Below are 19,811 nucleotides of genomic sequence, written 5' to 3' on the forward strand. Positions count from 1 at the left end.
CGCTGAGCACGCGAGCCCACTGCGCGGACCGGCGCGAGCAGCGTGCACGGCAACGGCCGCACCCCTTCCGGGGGGTGCGGCCGTTGCCGTGTCCGGGCGGCCGTGCGGCGCCGCCCCTCCGGGCGCCGCGGCACGGCGTCGCAGAGGCGGGCGGATCAGTGGAAGAAGTGCCGCGCTCCGGTGACGTACATCGTCACGCCGGCGGCCTCGGCCGCCGCCACGACCTCCTCGTCCCGGATCGAGCCGCCGGGCTGGACCACGGCCCGCACGCCGGCGTCGAGGAGCACCTGGAGGCCGTCCGCGAACGGGAAGAACGCGTCCGAGGCCGCGACGGCGCCGCGCGCGCGCGCGGCGCCGTCCTCGCCCAGGGCGTTGGCCCGCTCCACCGAGAGCTTGCAGGAGTCCACCCGGTTGACCTGGCCCATCCCGATGCCCACGGACGCGCCCTGGTCGGCGAGCAGGATCGCGTTGGACTTCACGGCCCGCAGCGCCTTCCACGCGAAGGCGAGGTCGGCGAGCGTCCTCTCGTCCGCCGGCTCCCCCGCGGCCAGCGTCCAGCCGGCGGGGTCGTCGCCCGGGGCGTCGAGCCGGTCCGAGACCTGCAGCAACGCGCCGCCGGAGACCTGCCGGTGCTCGAGGACGTCCCGCTCGAAGCCCTCGGGCAGCTCGAGCAGGCGCACGTTCTTCTTGGCCTGCAGGATCTCCAGGGCCGCGGGCTCGAAGCCGGGGGCCACGACGACCTCGGTGAAGATGTCCTTCACGGTCTCGGCCATTGCCCGGGTCACGGTCCGGTTGGCGGCGATGACCCCACCGTAGGCGGAGAGCGGGTCGCACGCGTGGGCCTTGCGGTGGGCGTCGGCGATCGGGTCCTCGGCCCCGGGGGTGGCCACGGCGAGCCCGCACGGGTTGTTGTGCTTGACCACGGCCACGGCCGGCTCGTCGAAGTCGTAGGCCGCGCGCAGCGCGGCGTCGGCGTCCACGTAGTTGTTGTAGGACATCTCCTTGCCGTGCCGCTGGTCGGCCTGGGCGATGCCCGGGGACGCGGCCTCGTCCACGTACAGCGCCGCCTTCTGGTGCGGGTTCTCGCCGTAGCGCAGGGCGGCGGAGCGCTGCAGGGCCAGGCCGGCGTAGGGCGGCCAGAAGCTGGCGTCCTCGTCCTGCTCGAACTGCTGGGCCGTCCAGGTCGCCACCGCGGTGTCGTAGGCGGCGGTGTGCGCGAACGCCGCGGCGGCCAGCCGGCGGCGCGCCCGCAGGTCGAAGCCGCCCGAGGCCGCCGCCTCGACGACCGCGTCGTAGGAGGTCGGGTCCACGACCACGGACACGGCCGCGTGGTTCTTCGCGGCGGCCCGCACCATGGAGGGGCCGCCGATGTCGATCTGCTCGACGACCTCGTCCTGGCCCGCCCCGGAGCGTACGGTGTCCACGAACGGGTAGAGGTTCACGACCACGAGGTCGAACGGCTCGATCTCCAGCTCCGCGAGCTGGTCCATGTGGTCCTGCTTCCGGCGGTCGGCGAGGATGCCCGCGTGCACCCGCGGGTGCAGGGTCTTGACCCGGCCCTCCAGGCACTCCTGGAACCCGGTGACGTCCGAGACCTCCGTCACCGGCACGCCCAGGGCGGCGATGCGCCGTGCGGTCGAGCCGGTGGACACGAGCGCGACGCCGGCCCGGTGCAGCCCCGTGGCGAGGTCCTCCAGCCCGGTCTTGTCGTAGACGGACACCAGCGCCCTCTTGATGGGCACACGGTCAAGCTGGGTGGGGCTCACAGGTTCTCCAAGCGTTCGGGGTCGTGGTTGCCGGCGGGATCCGCCGGGAACCATTTTACGGACCCGCGCCCGGCCTGCTCACCGGACCGGGACGGGGCGGGCGAGGAGGCCGAGGGTGTCCACGAGGAGCTCTCGCTCGGCGGCCTTGATGCGCCCGTGGAGCTCGTCCTCGGTGTCCCCGTCCTCCACGGGCACCGCCGCCTGCGCCAGGATCGGACCGGCGTCGACGTCGGCGACGACCTCGTGGACGGTGACGCCGGTGACCTTGACCCCGTGGGCGAGGGCGTCCCGCACCGCGTGCGCCCCCGGGAAGGACGGCAGCAGCGAGGGGTGGGTGTTGACGATCCGCCGAGCGAACGCCTCGACGAACTCGGCGTCCACGATCCGCATGAACCCCGCGAAGACGATCCGGTCGGGCTCCCGGGCGGCCACCGCCTCCTGCAGGGCACGGTTCCACCGCGTCCGGTCCGGGTGGTCGCCGGGCCGCACGAGGAACGTCTCGACGCCGGCCTGCCGGGCCCGCTCCAGCCCGGTGCAGGGCCTGTCCGCGCCCACGGCGGCGATCTCGACGTCGATCCGGCCCGCCCGGACGGCGTCGAGGACCGCCTGCAGATTGGTGCCGGAGCCGGAGACCATGACCACGATGCGCATGCCTCCGAGTGTAGTGGGGCGGGCGGGGACCGGCCCCCGGGGTGCCCTAGAGTGAAGGGCATGACCCCTCCCCGCCCGAGCCCCGAGGCAGCCCCCGCGGACACACGACGCACCGCCGCGACCCGCACGGCAGGAGGCGGACTGGTGTGCGCGGCGGTCGCCCTGGTGCTCGTCGGCTCCACCCTGTGGCCGACCGTGGCGGGGGTCGTGCTGGCGGCCCTCGGGATCGGGCTGGGCATCGCGGCGCTGGTGCGCTCCCGCGGTACGGGACGGCGCCGGCTCCTGGTGGTGAGCGCGGTCGCCGCGATCGTGCTGGGCGCCCTGAGCCTGCTCACCGGCGGAGCCCGCCTGGCCCTGTGGCCGGTGGCCCAGGCCTACCAGGAGTGCGTCGCCGGCACCCTCACGCTCTCCGGAGCGGCGCAGTGCCAGCAGGAGCTCGAGGACGGGATCTGGAATTATCTCTCCGGCGGCCCGGCAGCCGCGGCGTCGGAGGACGACGCCGCGGGCGCCTCAACCGCGTCCACGTCGAACGCACCCCCGGACCCGGAGCCCGCCACGGCCCGTCCCTGATCCGCCCACGGGGCTGCGTCCTGGCGATCGTCCGCCGCACTCCGGTCGGGGCCGTCCTGGTCGGCTGCGCTCTGGCCGGGCCCGTGCCCGCGTGCCGCCCGCGGGTTCCGCCGGCCGGCCGAGCGCATGGCACGCCGGGCCGCGGACTCCTCCCGGCGCCGCCGGCCCGCCGCCCGCCGGTCGGCCGGCGTCCCGTCCTCCCCGGCCTCCGCGCCGCGGGGCGGCGCGAACGGCGGCTCGTGCTCCAGCCACGGTCCCACCACACAGCCGACCGCCGCCCCCACAGCCACCTCGGCGCCGAACAGCAGCAGCACGGCGGGTCCGTCCGGCCCCACCTCCGTGAGCCGGCCGAGCCCCAGCGAGCCGTGCGCCAGCCAGCTCAGCAGCATGACCAGCACGCCCGCGACCGCGCCCACGAAGAGCCCGGTCAGCAGCGTCGAGAGCGGGTACGTGATCCAGCGGGCGGGCAGCCGCAGCGCCATCCAGTCGTCCAGGTGGTTCTCCCCCTCGCGCAGGAACCACCAGCCGGCGAGGACTCCGGCCAGGACCGGCAGCACGACCACCACGAGCGCCCACGCCGGGAGCTCGGCGGGCGGCAGCGCGGCGAGCGCCGGGAGCAGCGGCACGGGCCCGGAGTCGGTGCCCAGCGGCGAGGCGTGCGTGCCGGCACCGACGTCGAAGCCCGCGCCCGTGGCCCAGGCCAGGGCGTAGACCGCGAGGTTGGGCAGGTAGCCGAGCTGGAGCCCCGTCAGCGCGGTGTCCCCCGGCACGCCGGTGCCGAGCCGCTGGTAGACGCCCACCACGTCGTTCCAGTTCCAGAACAGGGCGGCGGCGAGCAGGGCCGCCCCGGCCCCCACCCCGGCGACGGCCGCGACGAAGCCTGCCCGCAGCACCGCCCACACGTAGGACCCCGCCCAGCGGGAGTACTGGCTCGTGCGCTCGACCCATGCGGCGGCGTTGACGCCGATCAGCCCCGGCAGCGACCGCGAGGCCCGGTACGCGCCGACGAACCCGCCCAGGGCGACGGGGACGAGCGGGAAGACGGCGGCCGTGGCCGGGCTCGCCGAGACCTCACCACGGCTGAACAGCAGCGCGGCGCCGGCGCCGAACGCGGAGTAGGCGGCCAGGCCACTGAGGTACGGCTGCCAGAACTGGCCCTCCCAGCACGCCCGCGCCAGCCGTCTCCCGGCGTGCCAGGCGAGCGCGAACGGGACGAGGGTCAGCCCCAGCGGGACCAGGTTGAGCGTCCCGGTGGTCGCCGGCAGCCCCGCCCCCGGGTCCAGGGCCACCTGGAGAGGGGTGAGGTGGGCGAGCAGCCACACGTGACCGGAGAGCACGAACCCGCCGGTCAGACCGAGGGTGTCGAAGCCGTCGGCGAGCCAGACCATGAGGACGGTCAGCAGGACCAGCAGGAAGGACACCACGGCCACGGAGCCGAGTTCCAGCACGCCCTGCAGCCACAGCGGCATCGGCACACCCTGGCGGTCGGGGCGTGCTGCGGGGGAAGAAGAGCCATGGGAGTTCATCACCGCCCATCCTCCCACGCCGGGACGGCGCCCCGGCAGAGGCTTCACAGCGCCTTCACCGGCGGGCCACGCCCCGCTTGCCGGCCGGTCGCCGGGTCCGGGCAGGCTCGGGCCCATGAGAGTCGCCGTGGTCGCCGAGCAGTTCCTCCCCCACCTGAACGGAGTCACCCACTCGGTGCTGCGGGTCGTCGAGCAGCTGGTCGCCGGGGGGCACGACGTCGTCGTCCTGGCGCCGTCCTACGAGCCCGCGCCGCTCGGGCGCCTCGCGGAGGAGGTCGTCGAGGACCTCGACGGGGTGCCGGTGCACCGGCTGCCAGCCGTTCCGCTCACCGGCTACCCCGCCGTGCGGGTGGCGGGCGGGACCGTGTCGCGGGTGCGCCGGCAGCTGGAGCGCTTCCGGCCGGACGTGGTCCACGTGGCCTCCCCCTTCGTGCTGGGCCGCCGGGCGATCGTGGCGGCCCAGCAGCTCGGAGTGCCCTGCGTGGCGGTCTATCAGACGGACGTGCCCGGCTACGCGGCCAAGTACGGGGCCCCGTTCCTCGAGCAGCTGCTGTGGGGGCGCGTGCGCTCCATGCACAACCTCGCGACGCTCACGCTCGCGCCGTCCACCTCGGCGGTCCGGCAGCTCACCGAGCACGGCGTCCAGGACGTGCACCTGTGGCGGCGCGGGGTGGACACCACCCGCTTCTCCCCGCGGCACCGGGACGAACGGTGGCGGGAGGAGGTCGGCGGCGGCCGGCGGATCGTCGGCTACGTGGGCCGGATCGCGCCGGAGAAGCAGGTCGAGGACCTCTCCGCGGTCGCCGACCTGCCGGGTACGCGCCTGGTGGTCGTGGGCTCGGGGCCGGAGGAGGACGCTCTGCGCCGCCGGCTCCCGCGGGCCCACTTCACCGGCCGCCGCAGCGGCGCAGACCTCGCGCGCATCATGGCGTCCCTCGACGTGTTCGTCCATCCCGGCGAGTTCGAGACGTTCTGCCAGACGATCCAGGAGGCCATGGCCTCCGGGGTGCCGGTGGTCGCGACCGGCCGGGGCGGGCCGCTCGACCTCGTGGACCGGTCCCGCACCGGCTGGCTCTATCCCCCGGGTGACCTCGGAGCGCTGCGGGGGCACGTGGCGGATCTCACGGGCGACGAGGCCAAGCGGGCCGCGTTCGGCGCCGCGGCGCACGCGGCGGTCCAGGGCCGGACGTGGGACGTGCTGGTCGGACAGCTGCTCGAGCACTATGAGCGGGCCGTGGCGCTCGCGGCGCAGGGGCGGGGCCGGCGCCACCACCGGGCCGTCTGAGAGCTACCGCCGGGCGGGGGACGCGTCCAGCACGGACGCCCCGGTGCCCGTGTACCGGCCGGGTTCCGTGGTGAGCACGGTCAGCCCGTGCACCAGGGCCGTGGCCGCCGTGAGACCGGCGAGCGGGTCGGCCTCACCCGCCGCCCCGAGCGCGCCCCACGCCCGGGCCACGGCAGCGTCCACCGCCAGCACCCGGCCCGGGAAGCGCAGCCCGAGCTGCTCCGTCCAGAGCGTCTCGTCGGGCCGCTCGGCGAGCAGCTCACCGAGCACCGTGGCCGGGAGGAACAGCCGCCGGTGACCGTGCCGGCGCAGGACCTCGGCCAGCTCGGGGCAGCGCTCCGGGGTGCGCACCCCCAGCAGCACGGAACGGTCCAGGATGAGGTCCACGGCGACCGGCCTCAGGCCGCGGCGGCGAGCTCCCCGCGGGCCGGAGCCAGCAGGAAGTCCACGAACTCGGTGCGGACCTGCACCACACGGGCGTAGTCCTCGATGCTCATGGCGGAGACACTGATCGCCGGGACGCTCGGGACGGTCTCGGGGAACGCGCCCGCTCGGGCGGCGGCAGGGTGGCGGGGGTCGGTCATGACCGGGATCCTTCGTGCGCTCTTGCTCGCACCGGGTACCGCTGCTGCGGCGATGCGAGCCGCTTCGTCATCCGAACCACCCGTGAACATGGGGTTGGTGCCCGGTCAAGTCGGAGCTTGCCGACCGGGTCTCTTGAAGCTTCCCCCATTGAACCACATCGGCGAGGACCACATCGGCGAGGACCCCGCCGCGCGCGGCACCCCGGCCGGGACCGGTGCCGCCTTCCTGTGCGCGGTCTTCCCCGGGGCGTCACCGCTCCGACACCTCGACGACACATCGATGCGCTGGAATGGGCTCCGAACACCCGGGACGGTGCCGGCGCTGGTCCCACGCATTACGTTTCGGTGACACAACCCATGACTCGCCTGTCGTGGTGTCGGAGCCCCGGGGTAGCCTGGATCTGCTTCTCGAGATGCGGCGTCCTCGGGCTCGGCAGGAGATCGACGATCCCCGACGAGTCCGCGGAGAGGCTCCGACCCGCTGCGCGCCAACCCGATGTTCCCGGGTGGATCGGATGACGAAGCGGCGGGCTACGGCATCGGATGCCTGCAAGAACGTCAGGAGAAAACATGACCATGTCCGAAGAAAGAACAACCATCACCAGCGACCAGCGCGAGGAGTGGATCGACGTGACCGTCACCGCCCTCCCCGATCTGCACCTCGTCCGGCTCACGTCGACCGACGGGGACGTGCAGGAGTACCTGAGCCCCGAGGCCGACGACCTCGCCGCCGCGGCGGAGCACACGGAGGGAACCGCGCAATGGTGCGCCAAGTACCGCCAGCTCCTCGTTCCCGGAGCCCTCGCGGCGACCGGACGGCACCCGTTCTTCAAGCTCCACCCCTCGTCCCTGCCGCTGTCGGCGTAGCCGGCGGACCAGGACGCGACGGAGGCCGCAACCCACGGGGTTGCGGCCTCCGTCGCGCGGTGGCGGATCGATGCGAGTACGTGCAACGGTGCGGGACCGTGACACGGCAGGAGTGCGACAGGTCAGGAGCACGAGAGCGCGGGGACCCGACGGTGCGGGCGCGCGGACGGGCCCGCGGAGCGCTCACTCGAGGCCGTAGTCCCCCGCGGAGCCCCAGCCGCCGGCCTCGTCGGCCGAGCCGTCGAACTCCCACTCGGACGCCTCGACCTCGAAGGGCACGGAGACGTCCAGCTCGGCGTCGGAGATCCGGTTCACCACGAAGGGGTCCTCCGGCTCCCCCGTGGCGGGGAGCGGATCGGGAACGATCACGGTACTTCCTCCTGGTGCTTCTCGCGGCACGCTGTCCCGCGGCTCTTGCCCGGTGCCCTGTCCCGGTGCGTCGTGACCGGGGGGGTACGACGACAGAACCGCCGCCGGGCGGAGCCCGACGACGGTTCTGGAGGATCGACGGGCCGGGGCCCGCAGGGATCCTTAGGAGATGACGTTGATGTTCGCGGCCTGGGGGCCCTTGGGGCCGTCCTGGGTCTCGAACTCGACGCGGTCGTTCTCGTTCAGCGAGCGGAAGCCGTTCGAGTTGATCGCGGAGAAGTGAGCGAAGACGTCCTTGGAGCCGTCCTCGGGGGTGATGAAGCCGAAGCCCTTGTCAGCGTTGAACCACTTGACGATACCGGTAGTCATGGGAGACCTGATCCTTCATGAGATGAACGTTTCCCGACGTTCGAGAAACACGACAGTTGTGATGCATGGAAAACGTCTTCTCAGAAAAACTGCTGCACCCGAGTGGGCCGAACTGCTTGAAAGACAAAAACGAACCTCAACAACTGCGAACCACTCTACACGACGTCCGGCAGCACGCCACACGGGCGGCACCGGACCCTCCCTCAGGAGCCGCTCAGGCGGGCACGGCGCCCAGCTCGATCAGCAGCACTCCCCCGACGATGAGCGCCACCCCGACCGCCGTCACCCAGGTGAACGGCTCACGGAACAGCAGCCGGCCGGCCAGCGCCGTCAGCGCCACGCCGGTGGCCGACCAGATGCCGTAGGCGACCCCGAGCGCCATGCCCTCGGCCAGGGCGAGGCTCAAGCAGGTGAACGCCACCAGGTAGCCGGCGACCACGGCGGCGTACCAGCGGGGGCGGCCCCGGGCGGCCATCCGCAGGGACAGGGTCCCGGCGACCTCGGTGAGGATCGAGACGGCGAGGAAGAGCCAGGCCGTCATGGCGACTCCTCCTGCGGCCGGGTGGGACGGTGGGAGCCGATCTCCACGCAGAGCACGCCGGCCACGACCAGGGCGATCCCGGCCAGCACGGCCGGGCTCAGCTGCTCGCCGAAGACCACGGCTGCGCCGAGGGCGGTGAGCATCACGCCCAGGGCGGCCCACACTCCGTAGGCGACCCCCACGGGCGTGCCGCGGCGCAGCACGGCGGCCAGGAGCGTGAAGGCGGCCCCGTAGCCGCTGACGACGAGCACGTACCAGGCGGGCTCGTCCAGCGCCGCCTTCAGCGACAGCGTGGCCGCCACCTCGCTGAGCACTGCGGCGATCAGCAGCAGCCATCGGGTCACGACTCAGCCCGCCAGCAGCGCGTCGGCCACCGCCCGGACCCGCGCCCGCTCGTCCGGGTCCAGGGCGAGGATGCCCGAGGCGCCGGCGAACCACGCGCCGTCGGCGATCAGCCGCACCGTCAGCAGCGGGCCCCGCTGCTCGGGCGGAAGGTCCTCCGGCAGCGAGACCCACGGCGTCACCCGCGCGATCCAGCGCTCCTTGAGCGTTCCGCGCAGCCGCGGGTCGGTGAGCATCACGAGGTCGGCCTCGTCGACCTCCCCGGACAGGCACCAGTCGAGGTAGGCGCGCAGACGCTCCCGGGCGGGCACCCGCTCCGCCGGGGCCGGCAGGCGGTGGGTCATCTGGTCCTCCCAGCCGTCCATCACCCGGTCCACCAGGGCGAGCATGAGCGCCTCCTTGGAGCGGAAGTGGTACATCACCCCGGGCTTGCTCAGGCCCACGTGCCGCGCGGCGGACTCGAGGGAGATCGTGCCGCCGGCACGGAGCAGCTCGAGAGCGCCGTCCAGGATCCGGTCGCGAGATGAGGTGCTCATGACCAAGGACTTTACCAACCGGAAGGGCGGTGTCACCATGTTGCTCACCACCGGTGCGGCGGCCTCCGCCGCCGCACCGACCCGGGGGCACGACGACGTCCCGCCCCCGCCCGGCCCGCACGCCCCACGTGACCCACGCGCGCTCGCGCGGCACGGTGCGGCTGCGCTCGCGGGACTTCCGCGACAAGCCCAGGGTCGATCCCCGCTACTTCACCGATCCTGAGGGCTACGATCTCTGCATCATGACCGCCGGGATCCGCAGGGCCCGCGAGATCGTGGCGCAGTCGGCGCTGCCCGAGTGGGCCGGGGAGGAGCTGTTCCCGGGCAAGGACGTGCAGACCGACGAGCAGATCGCGGACTACGTCCGGCGCACCCACAACACCGTCTACCACCCGGCCGGGTCCTGCCGGATGGGCCCGGCCGGGGACGCGAAGTCCCCGCTCGACCCGCAGCTGCGGGTCAAGGGCGTGGCGGGCCTGCGCGTGGCCGATGCCTCCGTGATGCCGGAGTAGACCACCGTGAACCCCAACATCACCGTCTACATGATCGGGGAGCGCGCGGCGGAGCTGATCGCCGCGGACGCCTGAGCGCCTCCTCCGCGGCGGCACCCGCGTGTTCTCCGACGCGGACGGGCCGCGGGTCGCACACCGGCCCGAGGCCCGTCCGTCACAGCCGCCCGCTCAGCTCATCAGCTTGTCCACCAGGACCTGGGCGAACTCGGGCGTGACGTCCCCGTAGTTGAGCGAGAAGTCCTCGTCCACCTTCGCGGGCAGCAGCCCGGAGCACAGGACGGCGGCACGGGCGTAGAGCCCGGCCAGTTCCGCGCCGATGGGCACGGAGAGCAGCTCCAGCTCGGGGTCGTAGGAGACGATCGGCACCCCCGCCTGCCGGGCCGCGAGGTGCTTGCCGATGCCCGAGGCCACGAACCGGGCGTGGCCGGACTCGACGTCGGCCGGAGTGCGGAACGCGTACCGGGTCCGGTGGTGATGGTTGATCCGGTACAGCCCCGGCCGGTTGCGGTCCTCGGTGGGCTCCCACGTGGCGTCCTCGGGGACGAAGCGCTCGGCCACCCCGTTGTACTGCATCTCCGCGCGGCGCAGCTGCTCCTCGACCTCGGACAGCGGGGGCAGGGTCTCCAGCATCGCGGGCCCGGCGTCGAAGACGACGTCGCACAGCCCCACCGGCAGCGCCGTCTGCAGCGTCCCGAGGTCCACGTCCTGCAGCAGGGTGGTCCCGTGGTCCTCCGGGGAGAGCACCACCACGGACGCCTCCTGCGCCGCGGCCGCCTCCGCGACCACTGCCTCCTTCTCGGGCGTCCAGCCGCCCGTGAGCAGGACGGAGCCGTCCACGAGCTGGGTGAGGGAGGGCCCGCAGACCTGCCAGCGCCGCACCGTCCAGTGCTCGTCGCGGACCACCTCGAGGAAGCCGAGGGCCTGCAGGTGGCCCACGAACCACTCCTCGAACCGCTCGGAGTCCTCGAGCTGGCGGGCCACGATCGACAGGCTGGAGCGCTTGCCGCCGCCCAGGAACGTGAGGGCGTCCCGGAACGGCGCCCAGGACGTCGGGTACTCCCCCTCGTCCGGGCCGATGAAGCGCAGCGCCTCCACGGACCCGGTGGAGGTGAGCGCGGAGGGCTTGGTGAGCCGGCCCGGATAGCGCTTCTGCAGCCCGCACTGGGCGCACACCCCGAAGATCCACGGCGCCTTCGCCTTGGGCTCCATGGCCGGCAGCACGATGCGGTGCCGGCCGGTGGCCAGGCAGGAACGCCCCTCCGGCTCGGGCAGCGCGTTGGTGCGCTCGAGCAGCAGCTGCCCCTCGGAGGAGTGCCAGCCGGGGGCACCCGGGACATCGTGGTCCCCGGCCGCCTCCCGTGCGGGCAGGTTGTCGAACGCGCCCTGCACGTACCGCTCGGGCAGCTCTCCCACGATGCCCGCCGTGACGGGCCACAGGGGCTCGTCCTCGACGTGCACCATCTCGCCCTCGTAGCCGAGGGAGCGCTGGGTCAGGTGGAAGGACGAGTCCCGGAGCTTGAACTCGCGGCGCTGCCGGACCGTGCGGCCCGCCTTGAGGACCAGGGTGTAGTCGTTGGGCTTGAGGGTCCTGTCCGCCCGCGCCATCGGCGTGCCGTGCAACGAGATCTGGAACGGCGGCACGCGCCCCTCCACGAGCTTGGCCTTCTCGAGCTTGAAGGAGTGCGGGTTGCGCCACTCGCACTCCACGGTGAGGGGCGCGTCCGTGTCCGAGGTGATCGTCACCTGCGGGGGGCGCAGCGCGGACCAGCGCACCACGTCGCCGGGGATCCGCAGCCCCCCGGAGAGGGTCACGGCGGGCACGAGGCGGGGCACCAGGCCGGAGAAGTTGTCGTTCGCGGTGAGCTCCGGGTTGCCCGCGCGCAGCACCTGCACGTCGTCGAACATCACCCAGCCCTCGGCGAGGCCGTGCGTGCCGGCCTCGACGAAGCGGTAGTCCGGGGAGGCGGAGTCGTCGAGGATGCGCTTGATCTGGGCGATCCACTCGGGCTCGTCCCGGACCATGATCCGGCACGGCCAGGCCGCGGGGATGTGGTCCACGGAGATGAAGGTGTCCGAGAAGCCGTCCTTCGCGAAGATCACGACGGGGCGCGGGTTGCGCTCGAAGCGCACGTCCCCGGCGCTGAGCTGCAGGGTCCCGCTCAGCAGCGTCCCCGGGTCCGTCCGCGCGGTGTAGGCGGAGACCCCCAGGAAGGCGTCCCCGATGAAGGACAGGAACACGGTGCGGGGCCCCGCGGTGGTCTCGAGCTCCACCTCCCGGCCGGTGAGGAAGCGCTTGGGCACCACGAAGCCGAGCTCGAACACGGGGTTGCCCACGTAGTCGGTGCTGTCCGTGAGGGACAGCGAGCACGACTTGACGGCGCTGCGGCCCGGCCCCCGGCCGTTGGCGCGCACCTCGGCGCGGGCCTGCTCGCGGGACTGCTCCCAGACCGCCAGCTCGGCCAGGGCGATCTCGAGGCCGGGCTCGCGGGTGAGGGGGTTCGCCCAGACCTGCTTCATGGCCTTGGACGCCTTGGTCTCGGCCATGTCGAGCCAGAAGTCGAGGTAGACGCCGAGCTCGGCGGCGGACAGGCCCTGGGCGGTGGTCATGCCCAGGTCCTCGAACATGCGGTGCAGCTGGCGCCGCTCGGCCTCGCCGAACATCGTCTGGGACAGTGCGAGCCCGACCGGCCGCTGGTTCACCGCGTACGCCGTGGGCAGGCCGATCTCGCCGTTGCGCAGCTCGAGCCAGTAGCGCAGCGCGTCCCAGTACGCCTCGGTGTCCTTCTTGAAGGAGGACTCGAGGGCCTTGGCGTTCTCCGGCCCGGCCTGCAGGAGCACGGTCAGGGGCAGGAAGAACGTGGAGACGGACTTGTTGCCCGTCCGCGCGGCCAGGGTCGACATGTGCCGCCCGGCGAGGGCGAACAGTGCGAGCAGGGCGACGACGGGCGGCGGCGGGATCTCCGCGATGGAGTCCAGGCTGCGTCGGGTGGCGCGGTACCACTGGCCGTTGAGCCGGTTGAACACGTCGAACACCGAGCGCCGCCCGTCCTCGGTCACCAGCAGGGGCGTCACGGAGTCGGCGAGCGCCCGCAGGGCGGAGGGCCCGTCGAGGCCGCGGTCCTGGCCGATCGCGGCGAGCGTCTTGTCGTCCAGGTCGAGGTAGATCAGCTCCCCCGCCCGCTCCGGGCCGAAGAAGGCCGCGCTGACGGCATCGTTCCAGCGGAGGTGGGCGAGCTCCTCGGCACTGTCGGCAATGGCATGGTCTCCGAGGCGGAGCCCAGCAGTGTCGGGCACGAGTCCTCCGTCCGCGGCCGCACGTGGGGCCGCTGTCGTCGTTCGAGGGGTCGCCTCGATTATAGAGAGGCCGCAGGACCGCTCCGCACGCGCGGCGCCCCGGCCCGATACGGTGGGACGATGCACTCCCCTCCCGGTCCCCTCGTGGCCTCCCGGCGGCTCGTCGCCGCCTCCGGGCCCGCCGTCTTCCGCCGCGGCCAGGAGTACTTCCGCACCGGGCGCGTCCGCACCGTGCGGTGGTCCCCGGGGACCGAGGGGGCCGGCAGCCTCTCCGCCGAGGTCGAGGGCTCCGGGTCGGTGTACTCGGTCTCCGTGCACGTCGGGGCGCACGGCGCGCCGGGGCCCGCGTGGTGCAGCTGCCCGGCCGGGGGGTTCTGCAAGCACGCCGTCGCCACGGTGCTGCGCCACAACTTCGAGACCGCGGTCCGGGCCCACCAGCCGGGCGGGACCGCGGCGCCGTCGTCCCCGGCCGGCGCCGCGGCCCGGGAGGATCCCGCGTCCCCGGTGGGCCTCGCGTCCGCGCGACGGGGCGGGGCACCCGACTGGAAGGACGCCCTGACCGAGATCCTGGGCGGGCCGGGCCCCACGGAACCGCCCTCCGAGGAGCCCGAGGGGGTGGCCCTGGAGTTCGACCTTCGCCGGGAGCCCTACCGGTACGTGCACGGCACGGGCCGCGCGGGCTCGCCGTGGCACCTGTACGTCCGCCCGGTGCGCCGAGGGCGGCGGGGCGGATGGATCAAGGGCGGGCTGGACTGGGAGAGCGTCACCGCCGACGCCGGCCGGTGGTCGCTGAGCCCGGCGCAGGTCGACTGGTTCGACGAGCTCCGGGCGCTGAGCGCCACCCGTTCCCCCTACGCGGTGCACGACCGGCACTGGATCCGGCTCGACTCCTACGCCTCCCCCCTGCTGTGGGGCATCCTCGCCCGGGCGGAGGCCGCCGGGATCACCCTGGTCGGCCGGGAGCACGGGCTGCCCGTGACGGTCGAGGGGCCGGGACGCTTCCACGTGGACGTGCTGCGCGGACCCGGGAAGGACCTGGAACTGCGGCCCACGGTGGACAGCGGCGGCCGGCGGATCGCCCTCGGCACCGCCCGGATCATCGGTGACCCCGGGCACGGGCTGTTCTCCCCCGACGGGGACCCGCAGAACGTCGCCGACACCGAGGACCTCAACGTCTTCCCGCTGCGGCTCGTGCCCCTGGCCACGCGGCTCACCCGCGAGCAGCGGCGGTTCCTGGACACGGCGGGAGGGCTGCGGATCCCCGAGGACGAGGTCGAGGAGTTCTTCGACCGCTACTTCCCGCGGCTGCACCGCAGCATGGACGTGGACACCGGGGACGGGTCCATCGAGCTGCCGCAGGTCGCGGACCCCGAACTGGTGCTCACCCTGGAGCACCAGGAACTCACGATCCGCGCCCGCTGGGAGTGGGAGTACCAGAAGGGCCACGACCGGATCCTGCTGCCCTTCCGCCCCGAGGACCCGCTCGCCGACGAGCCCGTGCACCGCGAGTCCTCCTGGGAGACGGCGGTCACCGCCGCGGTCCGGCACCGGGCCCCGGGCGTGGACTTCCGCCGCTCGAGCTACGTGGCCCAGGACGCCCTGGTGCTCGTGCGCGAGTGGCTGCCCGCCCTCGAGAAGGTCCCCGACCTGCGGATCGAGCACACCGGCGGGCGCCGGGCCTACCAGCAGATCGCCGACCCGCCCACCATCACCGTCAGCACCGCCGCCACGGAGCGCCGCGACTGGTTCGACCTGGGGGTCACCGTCAAGGTGGGCGAGTTCTACATCTCCTTCGCCGACGTCTTCCGTGCCCTCGACCTCGGCCAGGACGTGATGCTGGCCCCGGACGGGTCCTGGTTCTCCCTGGACCGCCCGGAGTTCGACCGGCTGCGCGAGCTCATCGCCGAGGCGCGCTCACTGCAGGACACCTCCGAGGGGCCGCTGCGCATCCACCGGCACCAGGCCGGGCTGTGGCAGGACTTCGAGGACGTCGCGACGGACACGGACCAGGCCGAGGCCTGGCGGGAGGGGGTGCGCTCCCTGCTCGAACTCGAGACCGTCGAGGCGCCCCCCGTCCCCGCGACCCTGCACGCCGAGCTGCGCCCGTACCAGCGCGACGGCTACGCGTGGCTGAGCGTGCTGTGGGACCACGGCCTGGGCGGGATCCTCGCCGACGACATGGGGCTGGGCAAGACCGTACAGGCGATCGCCCTGATCTGCCGCGCCGTCGAGCGCGACCCGGACCTCCCGCCGTTCCTGGTGGTCGCCCCGACCTCCGTTGTGCCGAACTGGACGGCGGAGATCCGGCGCTTCGCCCCGTCCCTGCCGGTCGTGGGCGTGACCGACACGCAGGTCAAGGCCGGCACCGAGCTCGCGGACTCCGCGGCGGGCGCCCGCGTGGTGGTGACCTCCTACACCCTGCTGCGCCTGGACGAGCCCGCCTACCGGGCGCTGACCTGGGCGGGGGTGCTCCTCGACGAGGCGCAGTTCGTGAAGAACCCCCGGACCAAGGCGCACCGGGCCGCGAAGGACCTCGACGCCCCGTTCAAGCTGGCGATCACGGGCACCCCGCTCGAGAACAGCCTCGTGGAGCTGTGGGCGCTGCTGTCCCTGACCGCGCCCGGCCTGTTCCCCTCCCGGCGGAAGTTCACCGAGACCTACCAGCGCCCCATCGAGCGCGGGGAGGACGCCGCCGCGCTGGCCCAGTTGCGCCGCCGCGTCAAGCCGCTCATGCTCCGCCGCACCAAGGAGTCCGTGGACCTGGAGCTTCCTCCCAAGCTCGAGCAGACCATCGAGGTGGAGCTCTCCCCCGCGCACCGCCGCATCTACGACACGCGCCTGCAGCGCGAGCGGCAGAAGGTCCTGGGCCTGCTGCGCGACCTCGACCGCAACCGGTTCACGATCTTCCAGTCCCTGACCACCCTGCGCCTGCTCAGCCTCGACGCGTCCCTGGTGGATCCCACCGCGGAGGTCTCCTCGAGCAAGCTCGACCTGCTCTTCGAGCACCTGCCCGAGATCGTGGCGGAGGGCCACCGGCCCCTGGTGTTCAGCCAGTTCACGAGCTTCCTCAAGAAGGCGGCGGCACGCCTGGACGAGCTGCGGATCCCCTACGCCTACCTCGACGGTTCGACGACGGACCGGGCCCGGGTGCTGGACCGGTTCACGTCCGGCGAGGTCCCCGTGTTCCTGGTGAGCCTCAAGGCCGGCGGCTTCGGGCTCAACCTCACCCAGGCGGACTACTGCTTCCTCCTGGACCCCTGGTGGAACCCGGCGACCGAGGCGCAGGCCGTGGACCGGACCCACCGCATCGGCCAGCAGAAGAAGGTCATGGTCTACCGGCTCGTGGCCCGGGACACGATCGAGGAGAAGGTCATGGAGCTCAAGGAGCGCAAGGCCAGACTGTTCACCGCCGTGCTGGACGACGACAGGATGTTCTCCAGCGCCCTCACCGCCGAGGACATCCGGGGACTGCTCACGCTCTGACCTGCGGATTCGTTCACGGGCTGTTCCCGGACCCGTCATCAGAGGGTCACATTCGCCCGACGTGCGCAGGCACCTGCGGGCACGGACTAGCATCGGAACTGCGCGGTGTCGTGCGGCGGCGTGCTGTCGCACGATGACGCGGCCACCACGGCCCGGGTGCCTTCCCCGAGCCGTTCCGACCATCCGACCGGAGGATCCTCCATGCCTCACGCCGCGGCGGGTCTCGCTGCTTTCGTGCAGCGCTATGGCTCGCTGATCCAGGCGATGGCCGACCGCGGGATGACCCGCGGTCAGGTGCGGATGCGCTTCCAGCTGCTCTTCCCGGAGGAGTCGACCGCCCTGCTGGACGCGGCGATCGCGCACCTGGGGCAGCGCTTCCCGCAGGACGCCTCCGCCCCGGACGTCAACGACGGCGCGGTCGGCGCCGGCGTGTGGCTCGTCATGGCCCAGCACCTCGGCCTGACCCCGGCCCCCGACTACGCGGCCCTGAACCTGAGCGCGGCCCTGGTCCGTGACGTCACGGGGCTGCTCGCGGCGTCCGACGCCGACGGCTCGCTCACCCGGCGGACCCTGGGGCTGATCGGGGCCGCCCAGCGGCACTGCGACCAGAAGTCCTCCTGCCGCCCCCTCAGCGCGCACAGCTACGAGATCGCGCGGCTGGGGCTGTGCACGGAGTCCGACTTCCTGTGCGTGCTCGCCCACCACTGGCCCGTGCCCGAGCGCATCGTCACCCAGCGCCTGGGCGGCGGACGGTGGGACGTGGCGCTCGAGCGGATCGGGCTGCGGGCCGGCGCCGAGCCCGCCCTCGAGCACGTCTTCACGGAGGAGGAGTACGCGACCGCCGTGACGGCGTTCCTCTCCCACTGCCGCAGCACCGGTCACCACCCGACCACGGCCCGGTACGGCCGGTGGGTCGTCGAGCAGAAGGCGGGTGACACCCCCCGGCCCTACTTCGACGGCGTCCGCCGGTTCTTCGGCTCCTGGGAGGAGGCCATGCGCTTCGCCTCCGCACGCCAGCCGGCCGGGGAGCCCCCGGCGGACGGCTTCGCCGACACGAGGACCTGGTCCGACCTGGCCACGCCGGAGGCCCAGGAGATGCTGGGCCGCGCCGGCATCGGCGTGGTCCTGCCGGACGCGGCCACCCCGACGGCCGGCGAGGACGTGTGGGAGGACCTGCGCCGGCTCATCGCCACGGTGCTGGCCCGGCTGCCCTGGAACGACTTCCTCGTCGTGGAGTACGAGCGCGACGACGCCCGGTCGGAGGCGCCCGTCGCATGGGCCGGGGTCGGCCCGCACGGCGTGGAGTGCGCCGTGCTCTCGGGCGGGCAGCTCACGCACGCGGCCTGGCCCGTGGACGCCACCTTCTTCCACGAGGACGAGTGGAACGACCCCACGGCCCGGGACCAGCCGTGGACCACTGCCCCGCTGGGCTTCCCGGAGGCGGCGCAGAAGCTCGTCGAGGGCCTGCGCTTCGGCTGGGGCTGCTCCGACCCGTACCGCTTCCACTGGGGCGTGGGCTCCTTCCCCGCGGAGGCCCGGGACGAGGCCTCCGTGATCGCCCCCGACCGACGGCAGTGGCGCACTCCGGCGGAGCCGGACACCGTCGACTCCTGAGCCCCGCTGAGCGCCGCGCACGGCTTCGGCGCACCGAACCCCGGGGCCGACACCGCGGGTCTACGCTCGTCGGGAAGCGAAGGGGAGTAGTTCGCGGGTGCCGCGCACCCGTCGGTCTGTCGCCATCCCGGTCTCGACGAGGAGTCCCGGCAGCCCACCCGCGCCCGCGGGCGAACGAGACCTTCCGGACGACACCGCACCCCCGGTCGGACCCCGCGCGCCCCGTGCCGCCCGAGGCCGTCCCGGTTCCGAGGAGGCCCGATGACACCTGCACCCGACGCCCACTCCACCACCCCCCGGGGAGACCCTGCCCGCCCGCCCCGACCGGATCGCGGGCAGGTCCGCCGCTGGCGCAAGTACCTCGCCGAGGAACGCGCCGAGGCGCGGATCTACCGTCTCCTCGCCGCCCGCAGCACCGGCCGGGAGCAGGAGATCCTGCACCAGGTCGCCGAGGCCGAGCAGCGCCACGCCGAGCACTGGGTCCGGCTTCTCGGCCCCCACGCGGATTCCGAGGCCCGGCCGTCCCTGTACTCCCGGATGCTGATCTTCCTCGCCACGCACTTCGGCTCCGTCTTCGTCCTGGCCCTGATCCAGCGCGCCGAGAGCCGCTCCCCCTACGAGCGGGAAGAGGACGCGTCCGACGCCATGGCGGCCGACGAGGCCGTGCACGAGGAGATCATCCGCGCGCTCGCCACCGAGGGCCGGCACAAGCTCTCCGGCAACTTCCGGGCGGCGGTCTTCGGCGCCAACGACGGCCTCGTGTCCAACCTCGCACTGGTCATGGGCGTGGGCGCCACCGGCACCTCCCCCGGGATGGTGCTCTTCGCGGGGATCGCCGGCCTGCTCGCCGGCGCGCTGTCCATGGGGGCCGGGGAGTTCGTGTCCGTGCGCTCGCAGCGCGAGCTGCTCGACGCCTCGCAGCCGACCCAGGTGACGCTGCACGTGGCGCCGAACCTGGACCTGGACGCCAACGAGCTCGTGCTGATCTACCGGGCGCGGGGCATGAGCGAGGAGGCCGCCGAGCACCGCGCCGCGGAGCGGCTGGGCTTCTTCGAGTGCGACTGCGACCCCTCCCGGTCGTTCCAGGACACCGTCGAGGACGAGCCGGAGCCGCGCTCCACCGTGGCCCTGGGCACGGACCTGGGGGCCGCCGCGTCCAGCTTCTGCTTCTTCGCCTCCGGGGCGATCGTCCCGATCCTGCCGTACCTCGCTGGTCTCACCGGCCTCCCCGCGATGCTCGTCGCCCTCGTGCTGGTCGGGCTCGCCCTGCTGGTCACGGGAGGCCTGGTCGGCATGCTCTCCGGGGCCTCCCCCTGGAAGCGCGGGCTGCGCCAGCTGGCCATCGGCTACGGCGCCGCCCTGGCCACCTACCTCCTCGGCCTGCTGTTCAACACGAGCGTTGCCTGACCGACCGCCGAACGTCACCAACGTGAACGGATGCTGTCCTCACTTCAGCGGACAGACGGGGAGGCCGAGGGGGTGTGCAGCGGGCTGTCCGCCCA

General features: G+C 73.4%; 17 protein-coding genes, 1 pseudogene and 1 riboswitch. Of the genes and pseudogenes, 7 read left to right on the forward strand and 11 right to left on the reverse strand.

The features are described from left to right. Positions 1 to 155: 155 nt before the first annotated feature. Positions 156 to 1,766 (reverse strand): bifunctional phosphoribosylaminoimidazolecarboxamide formyltransferase/IMP cyclohydrolase, encoded by a 1,611-nt coding sequence (gene purH, locus ACFYE1_RS04670; protein ID WP_387740476.1) that lies wholly within the window; start codon positions 1,764 to 1,766, stop codon positions 156 to 158. 78 nt (positions 1,767 to 1,844) lie between these two features. Next, a complete protein-coding gene (gene purN / locus ACFYE1_RS04675; protein WP_387740479.1) occupies positions 1,845 to 2,417 on the reverse strand; it encodes a phosphoribosylglycinamide formyltransferase in 573 nt (190 codons plus the stop codon). Positions 2,418 to 2,477: 60 nt separating this feature from the next. Here purN and ACFYE1_RS04680 point away from each other — a divergent pair, with 60 nt between their 5' ends. Next, positions 2,478 to 2,987 (forward strand): hypothetical protein, encoded by a 510-nt coding sequence (locus ACFYE1_RS04680; protein ID WP_387740482.1) that lies wholly within the window; start codon positions 2,478 to 2,480, stop codon positions 2,985 to 2,987. Here ACFYE1_RS04680 and ACFYE1_RS04685 read toward each other — a convergent pair. Then, on the reverse strand, positions 2,873 to 4,513 hold the full coding sequence (locus tag ACFYE1_RS04685) for a cell division protein PerM (protein ID WP_387740655.1): 1,641 nt from the start codon (positions 4,511 to 4,513) through the stop codon (positions 2,873 to 2,875). The genes ACFYE1_RS04680 and ACFYE1_RS04685 overlap by 115 nt on opposite strands. Before the next feature lie 115 nt (positions 4,514 to 4,628). Here ACFYE1_RS04685 and ACFYE1_RS04690 point away from each other — a divergent pair, with 115 nt between their 5' ends. Continuing rightward, complete coding sequence (locus ACFYE1_RS04690) at positions 4,629 to 5,798, forward strand: glycosyltransferase family 4 protein (protein WP_387740484.1); 1,170 nt, start codon at positions 4,629 to 4,631, stop codon at positions 5,796 to 5,798. Positions 5,799 to 5,801: 3 nt separating this feature from the next. Here the strand turns inward: ACFYE1_RS04690 and ACFYE1_RS04695 are convergent, their stop codons facing one another. Continuing rightward, positions 5,802 to 6,185: a hypothetical protein gene (locus ACFYE1_RS04695; RefSeq protein WP_387740487.1), complete on the reverse strand. Its 384-nt coding sequence runs from the start codon at positions 6,183 to 6,185 to the stop codon at positions 5,802 to 5,804. An 11-nt stretch (positions 6,186 to 6,196) separates the two neighbouring features. After that, positions 6,197 to 6,382 (reverse strand): hypothetical protein, encoded by a 186-nt coding sequence (locus ACFYE1_RS04700; protein WP_387740490.1) that lies wholly within the window; start codon positions 6,380 to 6,382, stop codon positions 6,197 to 6,199. 13 nt (positions 6,383 to 6,395) lie between these two features. Then, positions 6,396 to 6,521: riboswitch (SAM riboswitch) on the reverse strand. Positions 6,522 to 6,952: 431 nt separating this feature from the next. Here ACFYE1_RS04700 and ACFYE1_RS04705 point away from each other — a divergent pair. Next, positions 6,953 to 7,249, forward strand: coding sequence for a hypothetical protein (locus tag ACFYE1_RS04705; protein ID WP_387740493.1), 297 nt, complete (start codon positions 6,953 to 6,955; stop codon positions 7,247 to 7,249). 183 nt (positions 7,250 to 7,432) lie between these two features. Here the strand turns inward: ACFYE1_RS04705 and ACFYE1_RS04710 are convergent, their stop codons facing one another. From ACFYE1_RS04710 to ACFYE1_RS04730, 5 genes are all read right to left on the reverse strand, one after another. Next, entirely contained in the window at positions 7,433 to 7,618 is a 186-nt protein-coding gene (locus ACFYE1_RS04710) for a hypothetical protein (RefSeq protein ID WP_387740495.1), read from the reverse strand. Positions 7,619 to 7,780: 162 nt separating this feature from the next. Further along, complete coding sequence (gene cspE, locus ACFYE1_RS04715) at positions 7,781 to 7,987, reverse strand: transcription antiterminator/RNA stability regulator CspE (RefSeq protein ID WP_017832155.1); 207 nt, start codon at positions 7,985 to 7,987, stop codon at positions 7,781 to 7,783. A gap of 214 nt (positions 7,988 to 8,201) precedes the next feature. Beyond that, the gene (locus ACFYE1_RS04720) at positions 8,202 to 8,528 is read right to left on the reverse strand and encodes a DMT family transporter (RefSeq protein WP_387740498.1); all 327 of its coding nucleotides are present in this window, start codon (positions 8,526 to 8,528) and stop codon (positions 8,202 to 8,204) included. After that, complete coding sequence (locus ACFYE1_RS04725) at positions 8,525 to 8,872, reverse strand: DMT family transporter (RefSeq protein ID WP_387740501.1); 348 nt, start codon at positions 8,870 to 8,872, stop codon at positions 8,525 to 8,527. Before ACFYE1_RS04725 ends, ACFYE1_RS04720 begins: the two co-directional genes overlap by 4 nt. A gap of 3 nt (positions 8,873 to 8,875) precedes the next feature. Further along, positions 8,876 to 9,406 carry a TetR/AcrR family transcriptional regulator gene (locus ACFYE1_RS04730; protein WP_387740503.1) on the reverse strand — a complete coding sequence of 177 codons (531 nt, stop codon included), beginning with the start codon at positions 9,404 to 9,406 and terminating at the stop codon, positions 8,876 to 8,878. A gap of 119 nt (positions 9,407 to 9,525) precedes the next feature. Between ACFYE1_RS04730 and ACFYE1_RS04735 the strand changes: the two are divergent. Next, positions 9,526 to 9,993: pseudogene (locus ACFYE1_RS04735) on the forward strand (GMC oxidoreductase); the annotation flags it as partial. 93 nt (positions 9,994 to 10,086) lie between these two features. Here ACFYE1_RS04735 and ACFYE1_RS04740 read toward each other — a convergent pair. Further along, positions 10,087 to 13,212, reverse strand: a complete 3,126-nt coding sequence (locus ACFYE1_RS04740) for a hypothetical protein (protein WP_387740506.1) — start codon at positions 13,210 to 13,212, stop codon at positions 10,087 to 10,089. Between the two features lie 120 nt (positions 13,213 to 13,332). Here ACFYE1_RS04740 and ACFYE1_RS04745 point away from each other — a divergent pair, with 120 nt between their 5' ends. The 3 genes from ACFYE1_RS04745 to ACFYE1_RS04755 all read left to right on the forward strand — a co-directional run bounded on the left by ACFYE1_RS04745 (position 13,333) and on the right by ACFYE1_RS04755 (position 19,716). After that, positions 13,333 to 16,695 carry a DEAD/DEAH box helicase gene (locus ACFYE1_RS04745; protein WP_387740508.1) on the forward strand — a complete coding sequence of 1,121 codons (3,363 nt, stop codon included), beginning with the start codon at positions 13,333 to 13,335 and terminating at the stop codon, positions 16,693 to 16,695. 201 nt (positions 16,696 to 16,896) lie between these two features. Then, complete coding sequence (locus tag ACFYE1_RS04750) at positions 16,897 to 18,309, forward strand: TY-Chap domain-containing protein (RefSeq protein ID WP_387740509.1); 1,413 nt, start codon at positions 16,897 to 16,899, stop codon at positions 18,307 to 18,309. Between the two features lie 261 nt (positions 18,310 to 18,570). Next, positions 18,571 to 19,716, forward strand: coding sequence for a VIT1/CCC1 transporter family protein (locus tag ACFYE1_RS04755; RefSeq protein ID WP_387740512.1), 1,146 nt, complete (start codon positions 18,571 to 18,573; stop codon positions 19,714 to 19,716). Positions 19,717 to 19,811 lie beyond the last annotated feature (95 nt).

The organism is Kocuria nitroreducens (assembly GCF_042879195.1).
Classification (GTDB): Bacteria; Actinomycetota; Actinomycetes; order Actinomycetales; family Micrococcaceae; genus Kocuria; species Kocuria nitroreducens.